General features: G+C 64.0%; 14 protein-coding genes and 1 other RNA gene. 9 read left to right on the forward strand and 6 right to left on the reverse strand.

Annotation, left to right across the window (positions count from 1 at the left end; all coding sequences use genetic code 11):
- Positions 1-142 precede the first annotated feature (142 nt).
- Genes ACWPVA_RS04725 through ACWPVA_RS04735 form a run of 3 tightly spaced genes read left to right on the forward strand, consistent with a single transcriptional unit; the run spans position 143 to position 5,319 of the window.
- Positions 143-1,351 (forward strand): efflux RND transporter periplasmic adaptor subunit, encoded by a 1,209-nt coding sequence (locus tag ACWPVA_RS04725; protein WP_454286577.1) that lies wholly within the window; start codon positions 143-145, stop codon positions 1,349-1,351.
- On the forward strand, positions 1,348-4,536 hold the full coding sequence (locus tag ACWPVA_RS04730) for an efflux RND transporter permease subunit (protein WP_454286578.1): 3,189 nt from the start codon (positions 1,348-1,350) through the stop codon (positions 4,534-4,536). The genes ACWPVA_RS04725 and ACWPVA_RS04730 overlap by 4 nt, the downstream gene beginning before the upstream one ends.
- Before the next feature lie 39 nt (positions 4,537-4,575).
- Positions 4,576-5,319: a dienelactone hydrolase family protein gene (locus ACWPVA_RS04735; RefSeq protein ID WP_454286579.1), complete on the forward strand. Its 744-nt coding sequence runs from the start codon at positions 4,576-4,578 to the stop codon at positions 5,317-5,319.
- A 10-nt stretch (positions 5,320-5,329) separates the two neighbouring features.
- Here ACWPVA_RS04735 and ACWPVA_RS04740 read toward each other — a convergent pair whose 3' ends face one another.
- Positions 5,330-6,292: an alpha/beta fold hydrolase gene (locus ACWPVA_RS04740; RefSeq protein ID WP_454286580.1), complete on the reverse strand. Its 963-nt coding sequence runs from the start codon at positions 6,290-6,292 to the stop codon at positions 5,330-5,332.
- A gap of 173 nt (positions 6,293-6,465) precedes the next feature.
- On the opposite strand from ACWPVA_RS04740, the gene ACWPVA_RS04745 reads away from it, so the two are divergent.
- From ACWPVA_RS04745 to ACWPVA_RS04755, 3 genes are all read left to right on the forward strand, one after another.
- Positions 6,466-7,875, forward strand: coding sequence for an FAD-binding oxidoreductase (locus ACWPVA_RS04745; protein ID WP_454286581.1), 1,410 nt, complete (start codon positions 6,466-6,468; stop codon positions 7,873-7,875).
- A gap of 74 nt (positions 7,876-7,949) precedes the next feature.
- Positions 7,950-11,648, forward strand: coding sequence for an AsmA family protein (locus ACWPVA_RS04750; protein ID WP_454286582.1), 3,699 nt, complete (start codon positions 7,950-7,952; stop codon positions 11,646-11,648).
- A gap of 156 nt (positions 11,649-11,804) precedes the next feature.
- Entirely contained in the window at positions 11,805-13,508 is a 1,704-nt protein-coding gene (locus ACWPVA_RS04755) for a hypothetical protein (RefSeq protein ID WP_454286583.1), read from the forward strand.
- Positions 13,509-13,597: 89 nt separating this feature from the next.
- Here ACWPVA_RS04755 and ACWPVA_RS04760 read toward each other — a convergent pair whose 3' ends face one another.
- From ACWPVA_RS04760 to ACWPVA_RS04780, 5 genes are all read right to left on the reverse strand, one after another.
- Positions 13,598-13,816, reverse strand: coding sequence for a ribbon-helix-helix domain-containing protein (locus tag ACWPVA_RS04760; RefSeq protein WP_454286584.1), 219 nt, complete (start codon positions 13,814-13,816; stop codon positions 13,598-13,600).
- A 110-nt stretch (positions 13,817-13,926) separates the two neighbouring features.
- A complete protein-coding gene (locus tag ACWPVA_RS04765) occupies positions 13,927-14,118 on the reverse strand; it encodes a DUF4169 family protein (RefSeq protein ID WP_454286585.1) in 192 nt (63 codons plus the stop codon).
- A 60-nt stretch (positions 14,119-14,178) separates the two neighbouring features.
- Complete coding sequence (locus tag ACWPVA_RS04770; protein WP_454286586.1) at positions 14,179-14,688, reverse strand: SspB family protein; 510 nt, start codon at positions 14,686-14,688, stop codon at positions 14,179-14,181.
- Between the two features lie 139 nt (positions 14,689-14,827).
- Positions 14,828-15,196: a transfer-messenger RNA gene (gene ssrA, locus ACWPVA_RS04775) on the reverse strand.
- A 20-nt stretch (positions 15,197-15,216) separates the two neighbouring features.
- Positions 15,217-15,930 (reverse strand): AprI/Inh family metalloprotease inhibitor, encoded by a 714-nt coding sequence (locus tag ACWPVA_RS04780; protein WP_454286587.1) that lies wholly within the window; start codon positions 15,928-15,930, stop codon positions 15,217-15,219.
- A gap of 209 nt (positions 15,931-16,139) precedes the next feature.
- Between ACWPVA_RS04780 and ACWPVA_RS04785 the strand changes: the two genes are divergently transcribed.
- The 3 genes from ACWPVA_RS04785 to ACWPVA_RS04795 all read left to right on the forward strand — a co-directional run bounded on the left by ACWPVA_RS04785 (position 16,140) and on the right by ACWPVA_RS04795 (position 17,886).
- Complete coding sequence (locus tag ACWPVA_RS04785; protein ID WP_454286588.1) at positions 16,140-16,448, forward strand: DUF2853 family protein; 309 nt, start codon at positions 16,140-16,142, stop codon at positions 16,446-16,448.
- A gap of 88 nt (positions 16,449-16,536) precedes the next feature.
- The gene (locus ACWPVA_RS04790; RefSeq protein WP_454286589.1) at positions 16,537-17,331 is read left to right on the forward strand and encodes a thymidylate synthase; all 795 of its coding nucleotides are present in this window, start codon (positions 16,537-16,539) and stop codon (positions 17,329-17,331) included.
- Between the two features lie 30 nt (positions 17,332-17,361).
- Positions 17,362-17,886 (forward strand): dihydrofolate reductase, encoded by a 525-nt coding sequence (locus ACWPVA_RS04795; RefSeq protein ID WP_454286590.1) that lies wholly within the window; start codon positions 17,362-17,364, stop codon positions 17,884-17,886.
- Positions 17,887-17,911 lie beyond the last annotated feature (25 nt).

Below are 17,911 nucleotides of genomic sequence, written 5' to 3' on the forward strand. Positions count from 1 at the left end.
ATTTCGTAATGTTGGTCTTTCCGCCTTGCCGTTTGTGCCTTGCAGCGAAATATTGCCGCTTCGATGATCCGCAATTCGCCTCATGACTGCACTGCGTCCGCAAGGCGAGACGCATCGAGCGCGGCATAGGCTGGAGTTCCTAATGGCATTTTGGAAGCAGTTGACCCTCAGTTTCTTGGCAGTCGCCGCCGGTATCCTTCTGTGGGTCTGGTTTGTCCCGGGCGCCGATGGCGTATTGCGGCGGATCGGGATGCCGGAGGGCGTTGTCGCTCTGGTGGCGCCGGCCGGACAAGAGGGCGCAACGCCGGGTGAGCCGGGTCAGGCGACGGGTCAGGGACAGGCCAACGGCAATCGCCGCGCGGGCGCTGGCGCGGCGACGCTGGTGGTGGTGCAGCCTGTCGCCATCGGCACCGTCAACGACCGGCTCACCGCGCTTGGGACCGGCGACGCGATCCAGTCGGTGACGGTCATGCCGCAGGTTTCGGGGATGCTGGCCGAAATCGCGATCAATTCGGGCGACCGGGTGGAGAAGGGCCAGGTCATTGCGCGGCTCGAAAGCGAGGAGCAGCGGATCGCCCGCGACCAGGCGCAGGTGGCGCTGAAGAGCGCGACCGAGAAGAACCAGCTCTACACCAACCTGAGATCCGCCGTCTCGCGCATCGATGCCTTCGATGCGGCGATCGCGCTCGAAGCGGCGGAACTGGCGCTGGCGAGTGCCGAACTGGAGTTCAGCCGGCGTGCGATCATCGCGCCGATTGGCGGGGTTGCTGGCATCGTCACGGTCAATCCGGGCGACAATGTCACCAGTTCGACGGCGATCGCCACGCTGGACGACCGCTCCGAACTGCTCGTCGACTTCTGGGTGCCCGAGCGTTTCGCTCCGGTTATCAAGGTCGGCCAGCCACTGACGGCCACTCCGGTGGCGCGGCCGGGCAAGCTCTACGAGGGCACTGTCGAGGCGGTCGACAACCGCATCGATGAGGCGAGCCGGACGCTCAGGATCCGCGCCAGGATCCCCAACGAGAACGACGATCTGCGCGCCGGCATGGCGTTCACCGTGCAGATGAGTTTCGACGGCGAGCGCTATCCGGCTGTCGATCCGCTGTCAGTCCAATGGGACAGCGATGGCTCCTTTGTCTGGCGGGTCACCGACGGCAAGGCAGAGAAGGTTGCGGTGCGGATCGTCCAGCGCAATCCGGATGCCGTGCTGGTCGAGGCGCAACTGGCCGAGGGCGAACGGGTGGTGACCGAGGGCATTCAACGCGTGCGGGCCGGACGGCCGGTGCAAATTCTGGGCGACGAGGCAGGGGCAACACCCGCCGAAGGCGGACAACCGGTGGCAAGCCGATGAGCGAGAAGACGGAACTCCCGGGCGGCACGGGTGCCGCAAGCGAAACGCAGGGATCGGCGCCGGGCCACGCCTCAGCTCCGACACCGGACAAGCAGGCGGGCTTTACCGCACTGTTCATCCGGCGGCCGATCTTTGCGGCGGTGACCAATGCGCTTCTGGTGGTGGCGGGTCTTGCTGCCTTCTATGGTATCGAAGTGCGCGAACTGCCCGATGTCGATCGACCGGTGATCACGGTCCGGACCTCCTTCGACGGCGCCGCGCCGCAAACCATTGACCAGCAGCTGACGACGGTGGTCGAGGGCGCGGTCGCCCGCGTCGCCGGGCTGAAATCCATTTCATCGACCTCCTCCTTCGGTTCGAGCCGGGTGACGCTGGAATTCTCCGATTCGACCGACCTCAACGTTGCGGCAAGCGATGTGCGCGACGCGATCGCCCGCGTGACCAACAGGCTTCCTGACGATGCCGATGAGCCGCGCATCGTAAAGGCGGATTCCGACAGCGATCCGATCATGCGGCTGGCCGTCACCTCGGACCGGATGAGCCTCGAGGATCTGACGCTGCTGGTCGACAACGAGATTATCGACCGCCTGGCATCGGTCGACGGCGTTGCCGATGTCGAGCTCTACGGGGATCAGGACAAGATCTTCCGCATCGACGTCGACCAGTCGGCGCTGGCGAGCCGGGGACTGACCGTGGCCTCGTTGACATCGGCGCTTTCCAATATAGCCTTCGACGTGCCGGCGGGCTCGATCACCAGCACGACGCAGGACATTGTCGTCAGGGCGACGGCGGACCTGAAAACGCCGGAGGATTTCACCAGGCTGATCATCGACAGGAATGTGCGTCTCGGCGATGTCGCGACGGTCACCTTCGGGCCTGATCTTTCCAGCACCGCCCTGCGCTCGAACGGCAAGGCCGGTATCGGCATGGGCATCATCCGCCAGGCACAATCGAATACGCTGAGCATATCGAACGGCGTCAAGGACATGGTTGCGCGATTGCAGACGGAGCTGCCGGCCGGGACTGAACTGCGCATCACCAGCGATGATGCGGTGTTCATCCAAGGCGCAATCGACGAGGTGATCACCGCGCTGGTATTGGCCGCCGTGATCGTCGTCGGCATCATCTTTCTCTTTCTCCGCGACTGGCGTGCAACCATCATTCCGGCAATCACCATGCCGGTCTCGCTGATTGGCACCGTGGCGGCCCTCTACCTTGTGGGCTTCTCGATCAATATCCTGACGCTGCTCGCCATCGTTCTGGCGACCGGCCTCGTCGTCGATGATGCGATCGTGGTGCTCGAAAACATCGTGCGCCGGCGCGGCCAGGGGCTCGGCCCCCGCGCTGCGGCCGTGCTGGGCACGCGCGAGGTATTCTTCGCTGTCATCGCCACGACCGCGACGCTTGCGGCGGTCTTCGTCCCACTTTCCTTCCTGCCGGGACAGGTGGGGGGGCTCTTCCGCGAGTTCGGCTTCGTGCTGGCCTTTGCCGTGACGCTGTCGTCGATCGTGGCGCTGACGCTTTGCCCGATGCTGGCCTCGCGTCTTTTGACAGCGCATGCGATCGAGCAGCACGCCGGCCCGCTCGCGCGCTTCGGTAATGCATTTGCCGCATTCTACAGCAGAACATTGCGCGCCTGTCTCAATGCGCCGATCGTGGTCGCCGCCGTGGCAATCGCCTTCTCCCTTATCGCCTTTGCGGCCTTTTCGCTGATCACCAACGAACTGACGCCGCGTGAAGACCGAGCGGTGGCCCTGATGCGCGTATCCGCGCCGCAGGGCGTGAGCCTCGATTACATGCAGGACCAGATGCGACGCATCGAGGAGGTGCTCACCCCATTGCGCGACGGCGGGGAGGTTACCAATCTCTTTTCAATCTCCGGTTTCGGCAGCAGCAAGAACAGCGGCTTCATGGTGCTGACGCTGGCGCCCTGGGGGGAGCGGGATCGTAGCCAGGATGAAATCGTGCGCGACATGACACGGCTGACGCAAGGGATTCCCGGCGTCAACGCCTTTGCCATGCAGCCGAACAGTCTGAGAATTCGCGGCGGCGGCAGCGGCCTGCAATTTGCCCTTGTCGGGTCGAGCCATGAACAGCTGACCGAGGCGGCGATCAAACTGGTGGCCGATCTGGAGGCAGACGGCAGTTTCGACAATCCCCGTTTGTCGAACGATATCAGCCAGGCCCAGCTCGGCGTGTCGATCGACCGTGAGCGGGCCGCCGATCTCGGCATCGACATCACCGGGCTGGCCCAAGCCATGCAATCCTTGCTCGACGGCCGTTCGATCGGCGATGTCTTCGTCGACGGCGAAGCCTATCCGGTCAAGCTCGCCTCGACGACGCGGCCGATCGACGATCCCACCGACCTGGAAAACATCTTCCTCAGGACGGCGGACGGCAAGACCGTGCCAATGTCGGTGATCGCGACGCTCGAGGAAAAGGCCGTGGCACCGTCGCTCGCCCGTCAGCAACAGCTTGCCGCCGTGCAGATCACCGCCGGACTGGGGCAAGGGCTTTCGCTCGGGGCGGCACTGGAGAAGGCGACAACGCTCGCCGAGCCGCATCTGCCGACGGGGGCGCGGGTTCTGCCGCTCGCGGAAGCAGCCACGCTCAGCGAAAACAGCGGCGGCATGGCCTCGACCTTCGGATTTGCCATCATCATCATCTTCCTGGTGCTGGCGGCGCAGTTCGAGAGCGTGCTGTCGTCGATCATCATCATGGCGACGGTGCCGTTGGGCCTGGCCTGCGCGGTCTTCGCGCTGCTGCTGACCGGCACGAGCCTCAACGTCTACAGCCAGATCGGGCTTGTCATGCTGGTCGGGATCATGGCCAAGAACGGCATCCTGATCGTTGAATTCGCCAACCAATTGCGCGACCGCGGGCAGGGGGTGCGCGAAGCCATCGAAAATGCCGCCAATCTGCGTCTGCGACCGGTGCTGATGACGATGATCGCCACCATTCTCGGCGGCGTGCCGCTGGTGCTTGCTCAAGGGGCAGGGGCCGAGGCCCGCATCGCGCTCGGCTGGGTGATCGTCGGCGGGCTCGGCTTCGCCACGGTGGTGACGCTCTATGTCACGCCCCTGGCCTACCTCGCTCTCGCGCGCTTCTCCAAGCCGCATGCTGATGAGGAGAAGCGGTTGCAGAAGGAAATGCAGGTGGCAGCGGCGATCGAGGCGGCCGAGTGACGATCTGCGCGCCATGCGGACAGAGGGGAGGAGCCTTTCATGACCAAGCATGCCATCGACATCCAGACCGCCGACGGTATCGCCAAGGCCGGGCTGTTCCTACCTGATGCTGCAAGCCCGGCCATTATCCGCCCGGGCGTGATCCTCTACATGGATGCCTTCGGGCTTCGCGCCGCACTCGACCAGATGGCCGCGCGGCTGTCGCGCGAGGGTTATACCGTGCTGGTGCCGGACCTGTTCTACCGCTTCGGCGCCTACGGTCCGTTCGATGCCGGGACGGCATTCAAGGAGGAGGCGAGCGGGCGCCAATTGCGCGCGATGATCGACGGCACGAGCCAGGCCATGACGGCGGCCGATACGGCGCATTTCCTCGATGCGCTGGCCGATGCCGGTGCTGGCGGGCCGGCCGGCGTTGTCGGCTATTGCATGGGCGGCTCTCGGGCGCTCTCGGCCGCTGCAGCCTATCCTGACCGGATCGGCGCTGCGGCGAGCTTCCACGGCGGCAATCTGGCGAGCGACAAGCCGGACAGCCCGCATCTGAGGGCCGCTTCAATCAAGGCGCGCGTCCACGTCGGTGCGGCTGGCGTCGATGGTTCGTTCACACCCGAGCAGGCGGCGCTTCTTGTCCAGGCGTTTCGTGCGGCCGGGGTCGATTTCGTGCTGGAGAACTACGTCGGCATGGCCCATGGCTGGTGCGTGCCAGACCACAGCGTCTACAACGAGGCCGGTGCCGAGCGGCACTGGCGACGGCTGCTCGCCTTCCTTGGCGAGACACTGAAATAGAGGGCCGGCGTCAGCTGCCTTCGGCGCCCGGACCGACCACGACGAAGACATTGCCGGCGGGCTCGGGCCGCAGGTAATCGTTCTTCAGGGCGGGGGCGCCGGTCTTCAGGATGTCGGCGAAGATCTGGTCGATCGCCTCGCTGCGCTGGCCGGAGACGAAGAAATAGTGGCGCCAGCTTTCCGGGTCGAGCAGGATGTAGTCGACATTCTGCGCCAGCGGTTCGGGCGAACCGTCGAGATTGGTCAGCGTCCGGCCAAGCCGGGCGGTATTGTACATGCGTGTGGTGACCTGGAGGGCTGGATCGTCCGAATTGACGAAGACGAAGACCTCATCCGCAAATCCGAGCTTTTCCATCCACAGCCGATGATCGGGCAGCGCCGTTTCCGGGACGGCGAAGAGGATGCGCGAGACCAGTCCCTTGGGAAGATCGGTCGCTGCCTCAGCCACATGGCGGAAGACTTCGCCGGCCATCGAATGGCCGACGATCATCACCGGGCGGTCCGCCAGCGCCTTCCCGGGGCCGCGCAGTTCGGCCATGTTCTGTAGCAGAATGGTCAGCCGTTCGCTCGCCGCCTTGGCGTTCAGCACCGGGAACTCGGTCATCGAAATCCAGGACGGCCAGTTGAACATCAAAACGTCGGCGTTCGCGCCCTTTGCCAGTTCGCCCATCGTGTAGAGGCCGAATGCGCCGTCCGGATCGGGGCCAAAGCCGTGGACAAAGAGCACGAGCGGGCGCGGGGCTGCATCGGCGGATGGCGGGAAAGTTGAAAGCGCGCCTTCGAGATCGCCAAGCGCGAAGTGCCGGCCGTCGGCCGTGACGAGGCCGAAGCTCTCCTCGGTGATGTCGCCGGCGGTTGCAGTCTGGGGTTTGAGGATCATCGTCACGACGGCATCGTAGTTCCACCAGACATAGCCGCTGGCGGCGCCGATGAGCACAAGGACGATGGCGAGGCTTTTGAGGAAAGTTCTCATGGGCGCCATCTAGCCCATCGCGTTGTGGCGTCGCAATACTATGAGCCAGCGGATTTGTGCATTACGGTTGGCGGCCACAGGCGAGGCACTGGACAAGCGGGATCGACTTGGCCATAGCTCGGCCCTGTTTTGGTGAGCATACTGCCGAGATGGCAGAGGGGGAGACAGTTCGCATGGCCTTGAAGGATGTCGTCGCAGGGGTTCGCAACGAGGCGGGGATCACGGCCGTGCTCGGCATCCTCAAACAGGGGTTCGGCGAGCGTTTCCAGACCGGCCAGTCCTTCCGCGAGCAGCACAGCCACACCACGTCCTATCTGCCGGCGCAACTGCCGGACGGCGTCGTCTTCGTCGAGACGAGCGACGACGTGAAGACGGTGGTCAAGACCTGCGCGGCGCACAAGGTGCCGATGATCCCGTTCGGCACCGGCTCCTCGCTCGAAGGTCACATCAATGCGCCGAGCGGCGGCATTTCGGTCGATTTCACCCGGATGAACAAGGTGCTCTCGGTCAATGCCGAGGACCTCGACTGCACCGTCGAGCCGGGCATCACCCGCGAGGAGCTCAACACCTATCTGCGCGACACCGGCCTGTTCTTCCCGATCGATCCCGGCGCCAATGCCTCGATCGGCGGCATGGCCTCGACGCGCGCCTCGGGCACCAATGCGGTGCGCTACGGCACGATGAAGGACAATGTGCTGGCGCTGACCGTGGTCACCGCCGACGGCGAGGAGATCCGGACGGCGCAGCGCGCCCGCAAGTCGTCGGCCGGCTACGACCTGACGCGGCTTTTCGTCGGCGCCGAGGGCACGCTCGGCATCATCACCTCGATCACGCTGAAGCTGCAGGGCATTCCGGCGAAGATCTCCGGCGGCGTCTGCGCCTTCCCGAGCCTGAAAGCGGCTTGCGACACCGTCATCATGACCATCCAGATGGGCATACCGGTTGCCCGCATCGAGCTTCTCGATGAGATGCAGATGAAGGCGGTCAATGCCTATTCCAAGCTCTCCTATCCGGAAAAGCCGACGCTGTTCGTCGAATTCCACGGCACCGAGGAGACGGTTGAATTGCAGGCCGAGCAGTTCCGGGAAATCGCGGCCGAATTCGGCTCTGACGCGTTTCGCTATACCGCCAATGCCGAGGAGCGGGCGCAGTTGTGGAAGGCGCGCCACAATGCCTATTGGGCGGGCCGGGCGTTGGCGCCGGAACTCAACGGGCTATCGACCGATGTCTGCGTGCCGATTTCCAGGCTTGCCGACTGCGTCGCCGAGACCCAGGCCGATATTCGCGAAACGGGGCTGCTGGCGCCGATCGTCGGGCATGCCGGCGACGGCAATTTTCACGTGCTGATGCTGTTCGACGACAAGAACCCGGCGGATCTCGCCAAGTCGGAGGCCTTCATGGCACGCCTCAATGCCCGGGCGCTTGCGATGGAGGGCACCTGCACCGGCGAGCACGGCGTCGGGCAGGGCAAGATGAGCTATCTCGAACTCGAGCTCGGCTCGGCCATCCCGCTCATGCGCTCGATCAAGAAAAGCCTCGATCCGGACAATATCTTCAATCCCGGCAAGATCTTCCGCATGTGAAGTGCGGCCCTTGCGGCTTGCTCCTGCAGGGAATTGCATTACCTTTGCGCCGGAAGTGATGGGAGTCGCAGGACGTGCTTGGACGCATACTGGTTTTCCTCGGCGGGCTGCTGGTTGTGGCGCTGTTTGCGGCGCTGCTCGGGCCGTTGTTTGTCGACTGGACCGATTTCCGCAAGGACTTCGAGAGCCAGGCGAGCCGCATTCTTGGCAAGAAGGTCACGGTGCTCGGCGAGGTGAATGCGCGCCTTTTGCCATTCCCCTCCGTTACCCTGCATGACGTAACGGTCGGTGCCGACAAGGACGGCAAGCCGCTGGTGCATGTGGCGCGTTTTTCCATGGATGCTGAACTCGCGCCGCTTTTGTCCGGCGAGGCCCGTATTTTCAACATGCGCATCGAGGAGCCGAAGGCGCGCATCCGGCTCTCCGCCGACGGCACGCTCGACTGGTTGCGTGGCAGCAGCGCCGACATTCCGGCGCGCACCGTCGTGCTCGAGAATGTCACGGTCGTCGGCGGTGAGATCGAATTCATCGATGAGCAGACCGGCCGCACACGCAAGATTACCGGTCTCGACGCCGACATGTCGGCGCGTTCGCTGGCCGGGCCGTGGTCGGTCGAGGGACGGGCGGCGCTTGACGGCGAGGCCGGGCGATTCTTCCTGTCCAGCCTGCAGCCCGAAGTCGGCGCCGATGCCATTTCGCTGAGACTGCGGTTGCAGCCCGAGACCCGGCCCGTCGACATCGAACTCGACGGCGATCTGAGACTGAAATCGGGCAAGCCGAGTTATGAGGGGCAGTTCCAGGCGAGCTGGAAGGGCACGGAGCCCGCCAGGGGCGAGCCGAAGACGCTACCGCCGCGCGCCAAGGGTGAGTTCGAACTCACCAATGAACGCATCGCCCTGACCTCCTACCGGTTCGAGCTTGGCGATGCGGCCGACCCCTATGTCGTCATCGGCGAGGCCAAGCTGGACACCGGCTTTAATCCGGAATTCCTGCTGACGGCCGAGGGCCAACAGGTCGACGTCAACCGACTGGCCAATGAGAGCACGAAGGGCAAGACGGCCCGCAATGCCGCGGGTTCGGTGCGCGAACGCCTCGACATGCTGGTCGCCATGGCAAGCCAAATTCCCATTCCGAACCTGCCGGGCAAGGCGACGCTCAGGCTGCCGGCGATCGTTGCCGGCGATACGGTTCTGCGCGACGTTACCCTGGACGTCAGGCCGGACGGACGCGGCTGGAACGTCGAGCGCGCGGTGGTGGTCCTGCCGGGCCGCACGCAGGTGGAGGCCAAGGGACGCCTGACGCTGGGTACTGCACCCTCGTTCAACGGCGACCTGCTGGTCGCCTCGACGCAGCCTTCGGGTCTTTCGACCTGGGTTTCTGGCAGCGTCGACCCCGCCATCCGCCAGTTGAAGTCCCTGGGTTTTTCCGCTGCGGTCAACCTGACGCCGCAGATCCAGCGTTTCGAGAAGCTCGAACTTGCGCTCGGGTCGGCGCTGCTCTACGGCCGGCTCGAACGCCAGTCGCTCGACAAGGCGGCGGCCACGCTGTCGATCGACCTTAGCGGCAACGAGATCGATCTCGACGCGGCCCGTGCCGTCGCCAGCCTGATTGTCGGCGAGGAGGCGAATGAGGCGCTGCTCGCCGAGAAGATCGCCACGCGCCTCAAGGTCGGGCGGTTGACCGGCTACGGCATGGAGGCGAGCGATGTGGAGACAATCTTCACCTATGACGGCGCAAGCCTCGTCGTCGACCGGCTGAGTATCGGCGACGTGGCGGGCGCGAACCTCAGGGCGAGCGGAACGGTCAAGGGGCCGGTTGCTACGCCCTCGGGCAAGGCCCAGGTGGCTTTGTCCGCCGCCGATCCGGGGCCGTTCCTTGCGCTGATCGCCAAACGCCTGCCGGCGCATCCGCTCGGGGCGCGGCTGGTGGAAAGTGCGCCCTGGTATGCAGACAGCAATCTTACGGCCAGTCTCGTCTTTGGCGATGCGGCCGGCGGCGGCATGGCGGTCAAGGTTGCCGGCACCGCCAACGGCAGCCGCATCACCCTCGATTATGGCGTCAACGATCTGGCGCGGATTGCCAGCGACGCAAAGGTCAATCTCGCTGCGACGCTGGAAAACCCGGAGGCGCAGGTTCTGCTCGGACAGGCCGGCCTGGATCCGCTGCCGATCGGCGGCGGCGAGGGTGGACGGCTGCAATTCAGCGTGACCGGTGCCGGCAACGGACCGGCCGATGCAGTGCTGACCCTTTCGGCGGGACGCTCCTCGCTTGCCGCACGCGGCCGGATCGGTCTCGCAGCGGCTGGCTTTCCGAAGGGGAAAGGGACCATCAAGCTGGAGAGCCCGGACCTTGAGCCCTATCTGATGATGACCGGCGTCCTGTTGCCCCAGGGCGGGACAGGCCTGGCGGCGCGACTTGGCGCCGAGCTGACGCTGGGCGAGGGCAAGGCCGAGCTTTCGGCGATCGATGCCGAGGCCGCTGGCAACCGTATGGCCGGCACGCTTGTCATCGACTGGAATGGCGCCGTGCCGAAACTCGCAGGGCAGGTCGCCCTTGACAGTGTCGATCTCGCCTGGCTGGCCGAAGGCGTGCTCGGACCGGTCAGCAACGGCGCAACGGGTGAACTGCTGACGACGCCTCTGCCGAAGCCCCGCAATGATTTCGACTTCGCCGTGGATCTGACGGCCAAGAGCTTTTTACCGGGTATCGACGGACCGATCGCCGATTTTTCCGCAAAGCTCACCGGTTCAGGTGGTCAGTTGATTGTCGAGGATGCGGCAGGGCAGTGGCTTGGCGGCACGATGAGCGGGCGGCTGATGGTCGCCAATACCGATGGCAACGGCTTCTACCAGGGACGCATCGCGCTGCGCCAGGCGGATCTCGGGGATGCAGAACGGGTGCTTGGGCCGGTAAATTCAGCGGCCGTTCTGGAGGGCAAGTTCGACCTCGACCTCGTGGCGGAGGCGACAGGGGGCAGCGTCAGGGATCTGCTCAAGGCGACCAATGGCTCCGGTGCGGTCAAGATCGCGGCGCTCACCGTGCGGCGGCTCGATGCCGGCTTGCTGCCGAAGCTTTTGCCCCGGGCGGACGCGATCGAAGGGGAAATCACCGCGGACAAGGTCGAGGAACTTGTCGATCCGTTGCTTGCAAGCGCACCGAGCAGTTTTGTCAATGTCGAACTTCCGTTCAACATTACCGACGGGATCCTGCGCGCCACAACATTTGCGCTCGCCAATGAGGCGGCAAAGCTCGACGGGACCGTGCGGGTTGATCTGCGCGAGTGGCGGACGGATGCAGACATTCGCGTCGCTTTCGAGGCGGGTGACGAGGCGCTGGCTGGCGCGGAGCCTGCCTTGCGGCTCCTGCTGTCAGGCGACGTTGCCGAGCCAGAGCGCAAGCTCGATGTCGGCGATCTTGCGAATTTCCTGTCGCAGCGGGCCTTCGAGCGCGAGCGCCGCAGGGTCGAGACGCTGCAATCCAACGTGCTGGAGAAGCAAAGGCTGCGCCGCGAGGCAGCACTCTATCGCTACCGCGCCGAGGAGCGCGCCAGGGCCGCGGCGGAAGCCGAGCGGGCAAGGCTTGCGGAAGAGGTGCGGCTGAGGGCCGAGGCGGATCGTCGGGCAGCAGAGGAAGCGCGCCGGAAGGCCGCTGAAGCCGCCGAGCAGCCTGTACCACCGGTCGGCGATGCTCTTCCGCCGGTTGAGGGCGTGACGCGCGGGGGCGCGCTTCCCCCGGTCGAGCTGCAATTCGAAGGTCTGCCTGGTGTGAATTAGGCACACTGAGGCCAAATCGAATTCGTACGGCTGGTTGGCGGATGTTCCGGCGAGCGCGCAAGGCTGCGACGGCGCAGCTTCTTGCCTGTGGCAAAACGCTCGCCTAGTCTGGAATGACTTGCTGGTGGGGCCATGCAGGGTGGAGGGGTCTGGATCATGTTTCGCGCGCTCATTTCTTGTCTTTCGCTGTTCCTGGTGCTTGCGGCCTCCGGCCCAGGCCTGGCGGACGAGCGCTATCAGCCGTTCGCCGAGAACCGCGGCTGGACGGTGGCCTATGATCGTCAGGACAAGGTTTGCATCGCCAGTCCGAAGGACGGCAAGGAGGGGTTGTTCTTCATCCGACCGAACAGCAATGTCGTCGTCGTGCTGGTCGCCAGCAGCAAGCTCGGCTGGCTGACCAACGAACAGGACTACGACATCGTCGTGCACACCGATCGCCGCAGGTGGACCGGTACCATGCGGGCGAATGTCACGGACGGTTCCGGCGGTCTTTATCTCACCAATCCGAATGCGAGCTTCATGGCCGCGCTGCGCGATGCCGGGCGGATGAGGTTGACCGTCGACAATGTCAGCTACGGCCCATATTCGCTCTCAGGCTCCAGCGACACGATCCGGCAGATGGCCGATTGCGCCCGGGCGCTCGATCGGGGTGCTTTCGGTCAGGTAAAGACGGAGGAGGTGGCCGAGCCTCAGGAGGTGACGATCGGCTCCGGCATGATGGTCGACTGGAGCCGCGCCGATTTCGGCAAGATCTATCGCGGCGAGGACTGGACGTTGACGCTGAGTGGCGAGGACAATGACGAGGGCACGGCGACGGCGGTGCTCAAGGTCCGGCACAAGGACAAGGGCGAGGCGACGATCCGGCTCGAGACCGGGCCTGACGACATGGCGCGGGGCCAGATCGGTATCTATCCCCTGCAATGGGCGCAGCCGGGCGTGGTGTTCTCGTCGTTCAGTGGCGGGGCGCATTGCTGCACGGCGGTTACCCTTGCCCATGCGAGCGACGATGCGGTCAAGACAGTCGAACTCGGCACGTTCGATGGTTTCGGCGTGCTTGCGGCGGATCTCGACGGGGACGGCAATGTCGAGTTCGACCTTGGCGACGACCGTTTTCTCTATGTCTTCTCCAGCTATGCCGAATCCGCGCCGCCGGTGAAGATCATGGCCTTGCGCGACGGGGCGGCGACGGATGTGACGCGGGAGGACGCTTTCCGCCCGGTGGTCGAGCGGCGCCTGACGGCATCGATGCGGGCCTGCTTCGAACAGTCGACTGCCGGCGTTTGCGCCGGGGCGCTCGGCAATGCGGCGCTGCTCGGCTATTTCCCCGCAGCGCTCGAACTGATGACGCTGGAGGAGATCGACAGGCAGATGGAGGACTATTTCCTCGACTGCGACGACAGCACGGCCTGCAAGGGCAAGAAACGCTTCCAGGATTTTGCCGAGGCGGCCGCATGGCGGTTGCAGAACTGGGGTTATAAGACCCGGGCGGTGCTCGACGACAAGGTGAATGCCTTTGCCCGCGAGCTTGCGAGCGCCAAGGACGGCTATGCGCCTGCCCATGCGGATCCGGACACGGAGTTTTCCTGCAACATGGGGCCGCTGACGTTCGAATATGATGCGGCCAAGGGCAAGGCGCTGGTTCGGGGCTATGAGTTCGGCTGCAATTTTGGCGCCGCGACCGTGCTCAAGGACAGCCTGGTGGTGGACCTGCTCTGTTCGGGCGAGGCCGATTTCTGGCTGGACCGCCATGTCTACGAACGGGACGGCGAGGCGCTCACGTCCTTGTCGGTCTCCGGCGCGCTCGATGAAGGGGCGACGCGCCTGGACAAGTGCCCAGCCAAGCCCGTGTCGCAGCCATGAAAAAAGGCGGCCCCTGCTGGCCGCCTTCAACATTCATCGCCGGGGACGGCGCTCAGACCTAGGTGTAGCGCTCGCCGAACTGGGTCTCTTCAATGGCGTAGCGCAGCCTTCAGGCGCGCCAGGACATGGAGCCTGGCGGCGGAGGAGAGGTTGGTGCGCGGGTCTCGCTTCTCGTCGATCTCGGCGACGAGGGTAGCAAGCGGGATCTGGCGCTCGATGGCGATCGCCTGCAGTTCGTCCCAGAACTCCTGTTCCAGCGAGAAGCTGGTGCGGTGGCCGTGCAGGGTGATCGAGTGCTTGCGGATCATCGCGCCTCTGGCTCGGAGATTGATTCAAGTGCCTGGCAAGTTGAATCCGGAAATCGGCGCAGGTGCTTGATCGGGAATCGTTTTTGCTGGTCGGGCAATTCGTCTTCAGGCTAATCGTCGTCGGACCTGTCGAGGCGGCCTTGGTCGAGCGTCTTTTCTGCCCTGGCGTTGAGTGCATCCGTCAGGTTCTTCTCCGCCTTGGTACGGCCGAAGGACAGGCGGTTCTGTTCCGCCTGTCTTTCCTTTTCCGAGCGGGCCTTGATCTTGCGGAACTGACGGAGATTGACGACGTCTGCGCTCATGCCTCTCATCCCCGAACGATGCGCGCCATCGGGCGACGGCGCTGAAGGTCTGCTTGAAGCCTACTGCTTCTTGCGGAAGGAATCGAGCGAGATGACGGAACCGGGCTTCTTCTCCTCGTCGCCGGTCTTCGGCTCAGGCTGATCCACGCTTCGCTCGCCGTTCGATACCGGGTAGGCGGTGATCTCGGCGCTTTCCTCGTTCTCTTCGGTCAACGGCACGTCGAATTCGAGTTCGAAGTTGACGGATGGATCGTAGAAGCCGCGGATGGCGTTGAACGGGATGACCAGCTTTTCCGGCGTGTCGGAGAAGGACAGGCCGATCTCGAACTGGCTGTCGGTGACCTTGAGGTCCCAGAACTGGTGCTGGACCACGATGGTCATCTGCTCGGCATACTTGGCTTTCAGGTGTTGCGAGATGCGCACGCCCGGCGCGCCGGTCAGGAAGGTGATGAAGAAGTGGTGGTCACCTGGAAGACGGCCGGTGGCTGCGACTTCGGTCAAAACCTTGCGGATGACACCGCGCAGGGCGTCCTGAGCCAGAATGTCGTAGCGAATATGGTCGTTCTCCATATGATCCTGTCTTTCTTTTACTTGGCGTTTTCGCGCGGCTATATGCCACGACGCCGCATCCGGGGAAAGCCCCCGTCACCCGAGTCATGACAAAGCATATTACACGATTTGAAAAGAGGAAGGTAGGCAAAGGAGGGAAGGTGAAGGCTTCTGTTGCCAGGTGCCTTCGGACCCCGCCTCAAGGGGCTAACCTTGAGGGCTTAGTTCGGATTTCCCGCACCGCCATTAGGCAGCGAGAGCATAACCCTTAGCGTTGTTGTCGTTTGCAACTACACTTGTGACCCGATAACGGCGGTATCATGCCGAGCAAAAGTTCGATCTTTACACCCTTGTCGATCCTATTTCGCCCCCATCAAAAGCCGGTCTTCAGGAACCGACCGGTTTTTGGTGGAGGCGCCGGGTACCGCCCCCGGGTCCAATAGGCTTATTACATCGACCGTTTATCGCCATAGCCGGAGCAAGCCCCGGCAAGACAGATATAGGTGGTTAGGGCGCCGATGAAAAGGGCAAACCACAAGGAAGTTTTCGTCAGCAGCGATTGACGAAGCCGACATAGTCGCGGCCGTTCTTCTCGTAGTACTTCAGGATGAAGCCGCGGGTCGCGCCGCCGTCCATCGGGATCTCGCAGCGAACGCCCCATCTGGTGTCGAAACAGGCGTTGACAATGATGCACTGGCCAGCCTTCACCTGGCCCACAACCTGGCTTTCGAGGCTGCGTTCGCGGCGGATGTTCATCAAGCCAGTAATCCGCACCTGGACCGGATGCGGTCCACGCGGAGCCACCGTGTCTTCGGGGCGCACGCATCTGCCGGTGTCCTCGCGGAGGTAGCAGGGGTTGGCGCCGGTGTCCGGCGGCTGCATGGCATCGGTGCGTGGGCCGCGGGCGGGCCGCATGACGAGCAGCGAGCCGTCGGCGAGGCGGCCAGTCATGATGCCGCGCGCGGGAGAAAAGCTGGCGATCGGACGGCCGTCGATGCCGATTAGGGCAAAGCCATTGCGCTCGGGCGCCCAGCCGTTGACGAAGGCGAGCGGACCCATGCACAGGATAGAGCGGGCGGCGAAACGTCCGGCGAAGGTGTGGCTCTGCAGCTCGATCTGGCACTTGCCGACCGGCCCGCCGGCATCGACATTCCACGTGCCGACGAGGTGATGCGGCGCAGCAGACTGGGCGCGGACGGGAAGGGGGGTGTTCGTCATGGCGAGTGCCGTCAGCAGCGCCAGCATCAGTCGTTTGAATGCCATTTTCGCATGTGCCTCCGTTTGCCCGATCCACCGTCCGTGCCCAGCCCCTTTCATCGCCGGATTCCGGGCGAAATTCAATTGGCGGTGGCGTATCTCCCGGGTTTTCCACCCGCGGAGCCAAGCGACTTGACGGCTGCGACCGCTTCTCACATTCTGCTGATCAAGCGGGCGCGCATGAGACGCCCGCGCCAAGCGAGAGGAAGAAAGCCATGACCGACTATTTCGCAGACGTGAAGCATTACGACGCGGGGGCAGACGAGGCGGTGGTCAACAAGATCGTGCGTCACCTCGGAATTGCCCTGCGCAACCGCGATTCGTCGCTCGTGGCCGCGTCCGATCCGGATGAACTCGCCCGCGTCAAGGAAAAGTGGTGTGGCAAGAAGCTCGGTGTGACCGGTCCGGCGGTCGACAAGGCGGTCGATACGGTTTGCACCATCATGGCGAAGGACAACAGCAAGTCGCGCGTGACCTTCTACTACCTTGTTGCCAAGGAACTCGGCAAGCTCGAGGAACTCTGACGCGAGCTTGGATAAACCGCTCGACCGGCTTGGTTCGGAGGGCCGCGGGCGCTAAAGTTGCCGTCGAACAGGAATCGGCGGCAACACCATGAAGCAGTATCTCGACCTCTTGCGCCATGTGATGGAGACGGGCTCCGACCGGGGCGACCGCACCGGCACCGGCACGCGCTCGGTGTTCGGCTACCAGATGCGCTTCGATCTCTCGCAAGGTTTTCCGGTCACCACGACCAAGAAGCTCCACCTGCGCTCGATCATCCACGAGCTCTTGTGGTTCCTGAAGGGCGATACCAATATCGCCTATCTCACGGAAAACGGCGTGACGATCTGGGATGAATGGGCCGACGAGAACGGCGACCTCGGGCCGGTCTATGGCGCACAGTGGCGTTCCTGGCCGGACGGCAAGGGCGGCCATATCGACCAGATCGCCAATCTGGTCGAGAGCATCACCAGGAACCCGAACTCGCGCCGGCATATCGTCTCCGCCTGGAACCCGGCCGAAGTCGACGAAATGGCGCTGCCGCCGTGTCATTGCCTGTTCCAGTTCTATGTCGCCGACGGAAAACTGTCCTGCCAGCTCTACCAGCGCTCGGCCGACATCTTCCTCGGCGTGCCCTTCAACATCGCTTCCTATGCGCTGCTGACGATGATGGTGGCACAGGTGACGGGCCTGAAGCCGGGCGACTTCGTCCATACGCTGGGTGACGCCCATCTCTACGCCAACCATTTCGAGCAAGCGAAGCTACAGCTTTCGCGCACGCCGAAGACGCTGCCGACCATGCGGCTCAATCCGCAGGTCCGCGACCTGTTTGCCTTTCAATTCGAAGACTTTAGCCTTGAAGGCTATGAGGCTGATTCAAGCATCAAGGCGCCAATCGCCGTCTAACTGCGGGCGGCGGGCTTGGAAGGACAGTGCATGGGCAATCCCAAGATCATCATCGTCGTCGCCATGGCCGAGAATGGCGTGATCGGCCGCGACGGCGACATGCCGTGGAGGCTGTCGACCGACCTCAAGCGGTTCAAGGCGCTGACGCTCGGCAAGCCGCTGGTGATGGGGCGCAAGACATTTGAGTCGGTGGGCGGCAAGCCCTTGCCCGGACGTCCGCATGTGATCGTCAGCCGCGGTCCGGCGATCGAGATGCCGGGCGTGGAGACCCTCAGCAGCCTGGAAGAGGCACTTGCCAGGGCCAAGGAGATCGCCATCGCCTCGGGTGTCGACGTCGTGTGCGTGGCCGGCGGCGGTGAGGTCTATCGCCAGGCACTGCCGCTCGCGGACGAACTGCATGTCACGCATGTCGAAGCCGAAGTCGATGGTGATACTTTGTTTCCGGCGATCGACCCGGCGGTGTTCGAGATGATCGAGGAAATGGCGGTGCCGGCCGGCGAAAAGGATAATTATCCGACGCGCTACGCCGTTTATCGCCGACGATGGGCGGCATAACGCACTATTTCTCATCACTCGCGAA

This window comes from Rhizobium arsenicireducens (assembly GCF_964021225.1).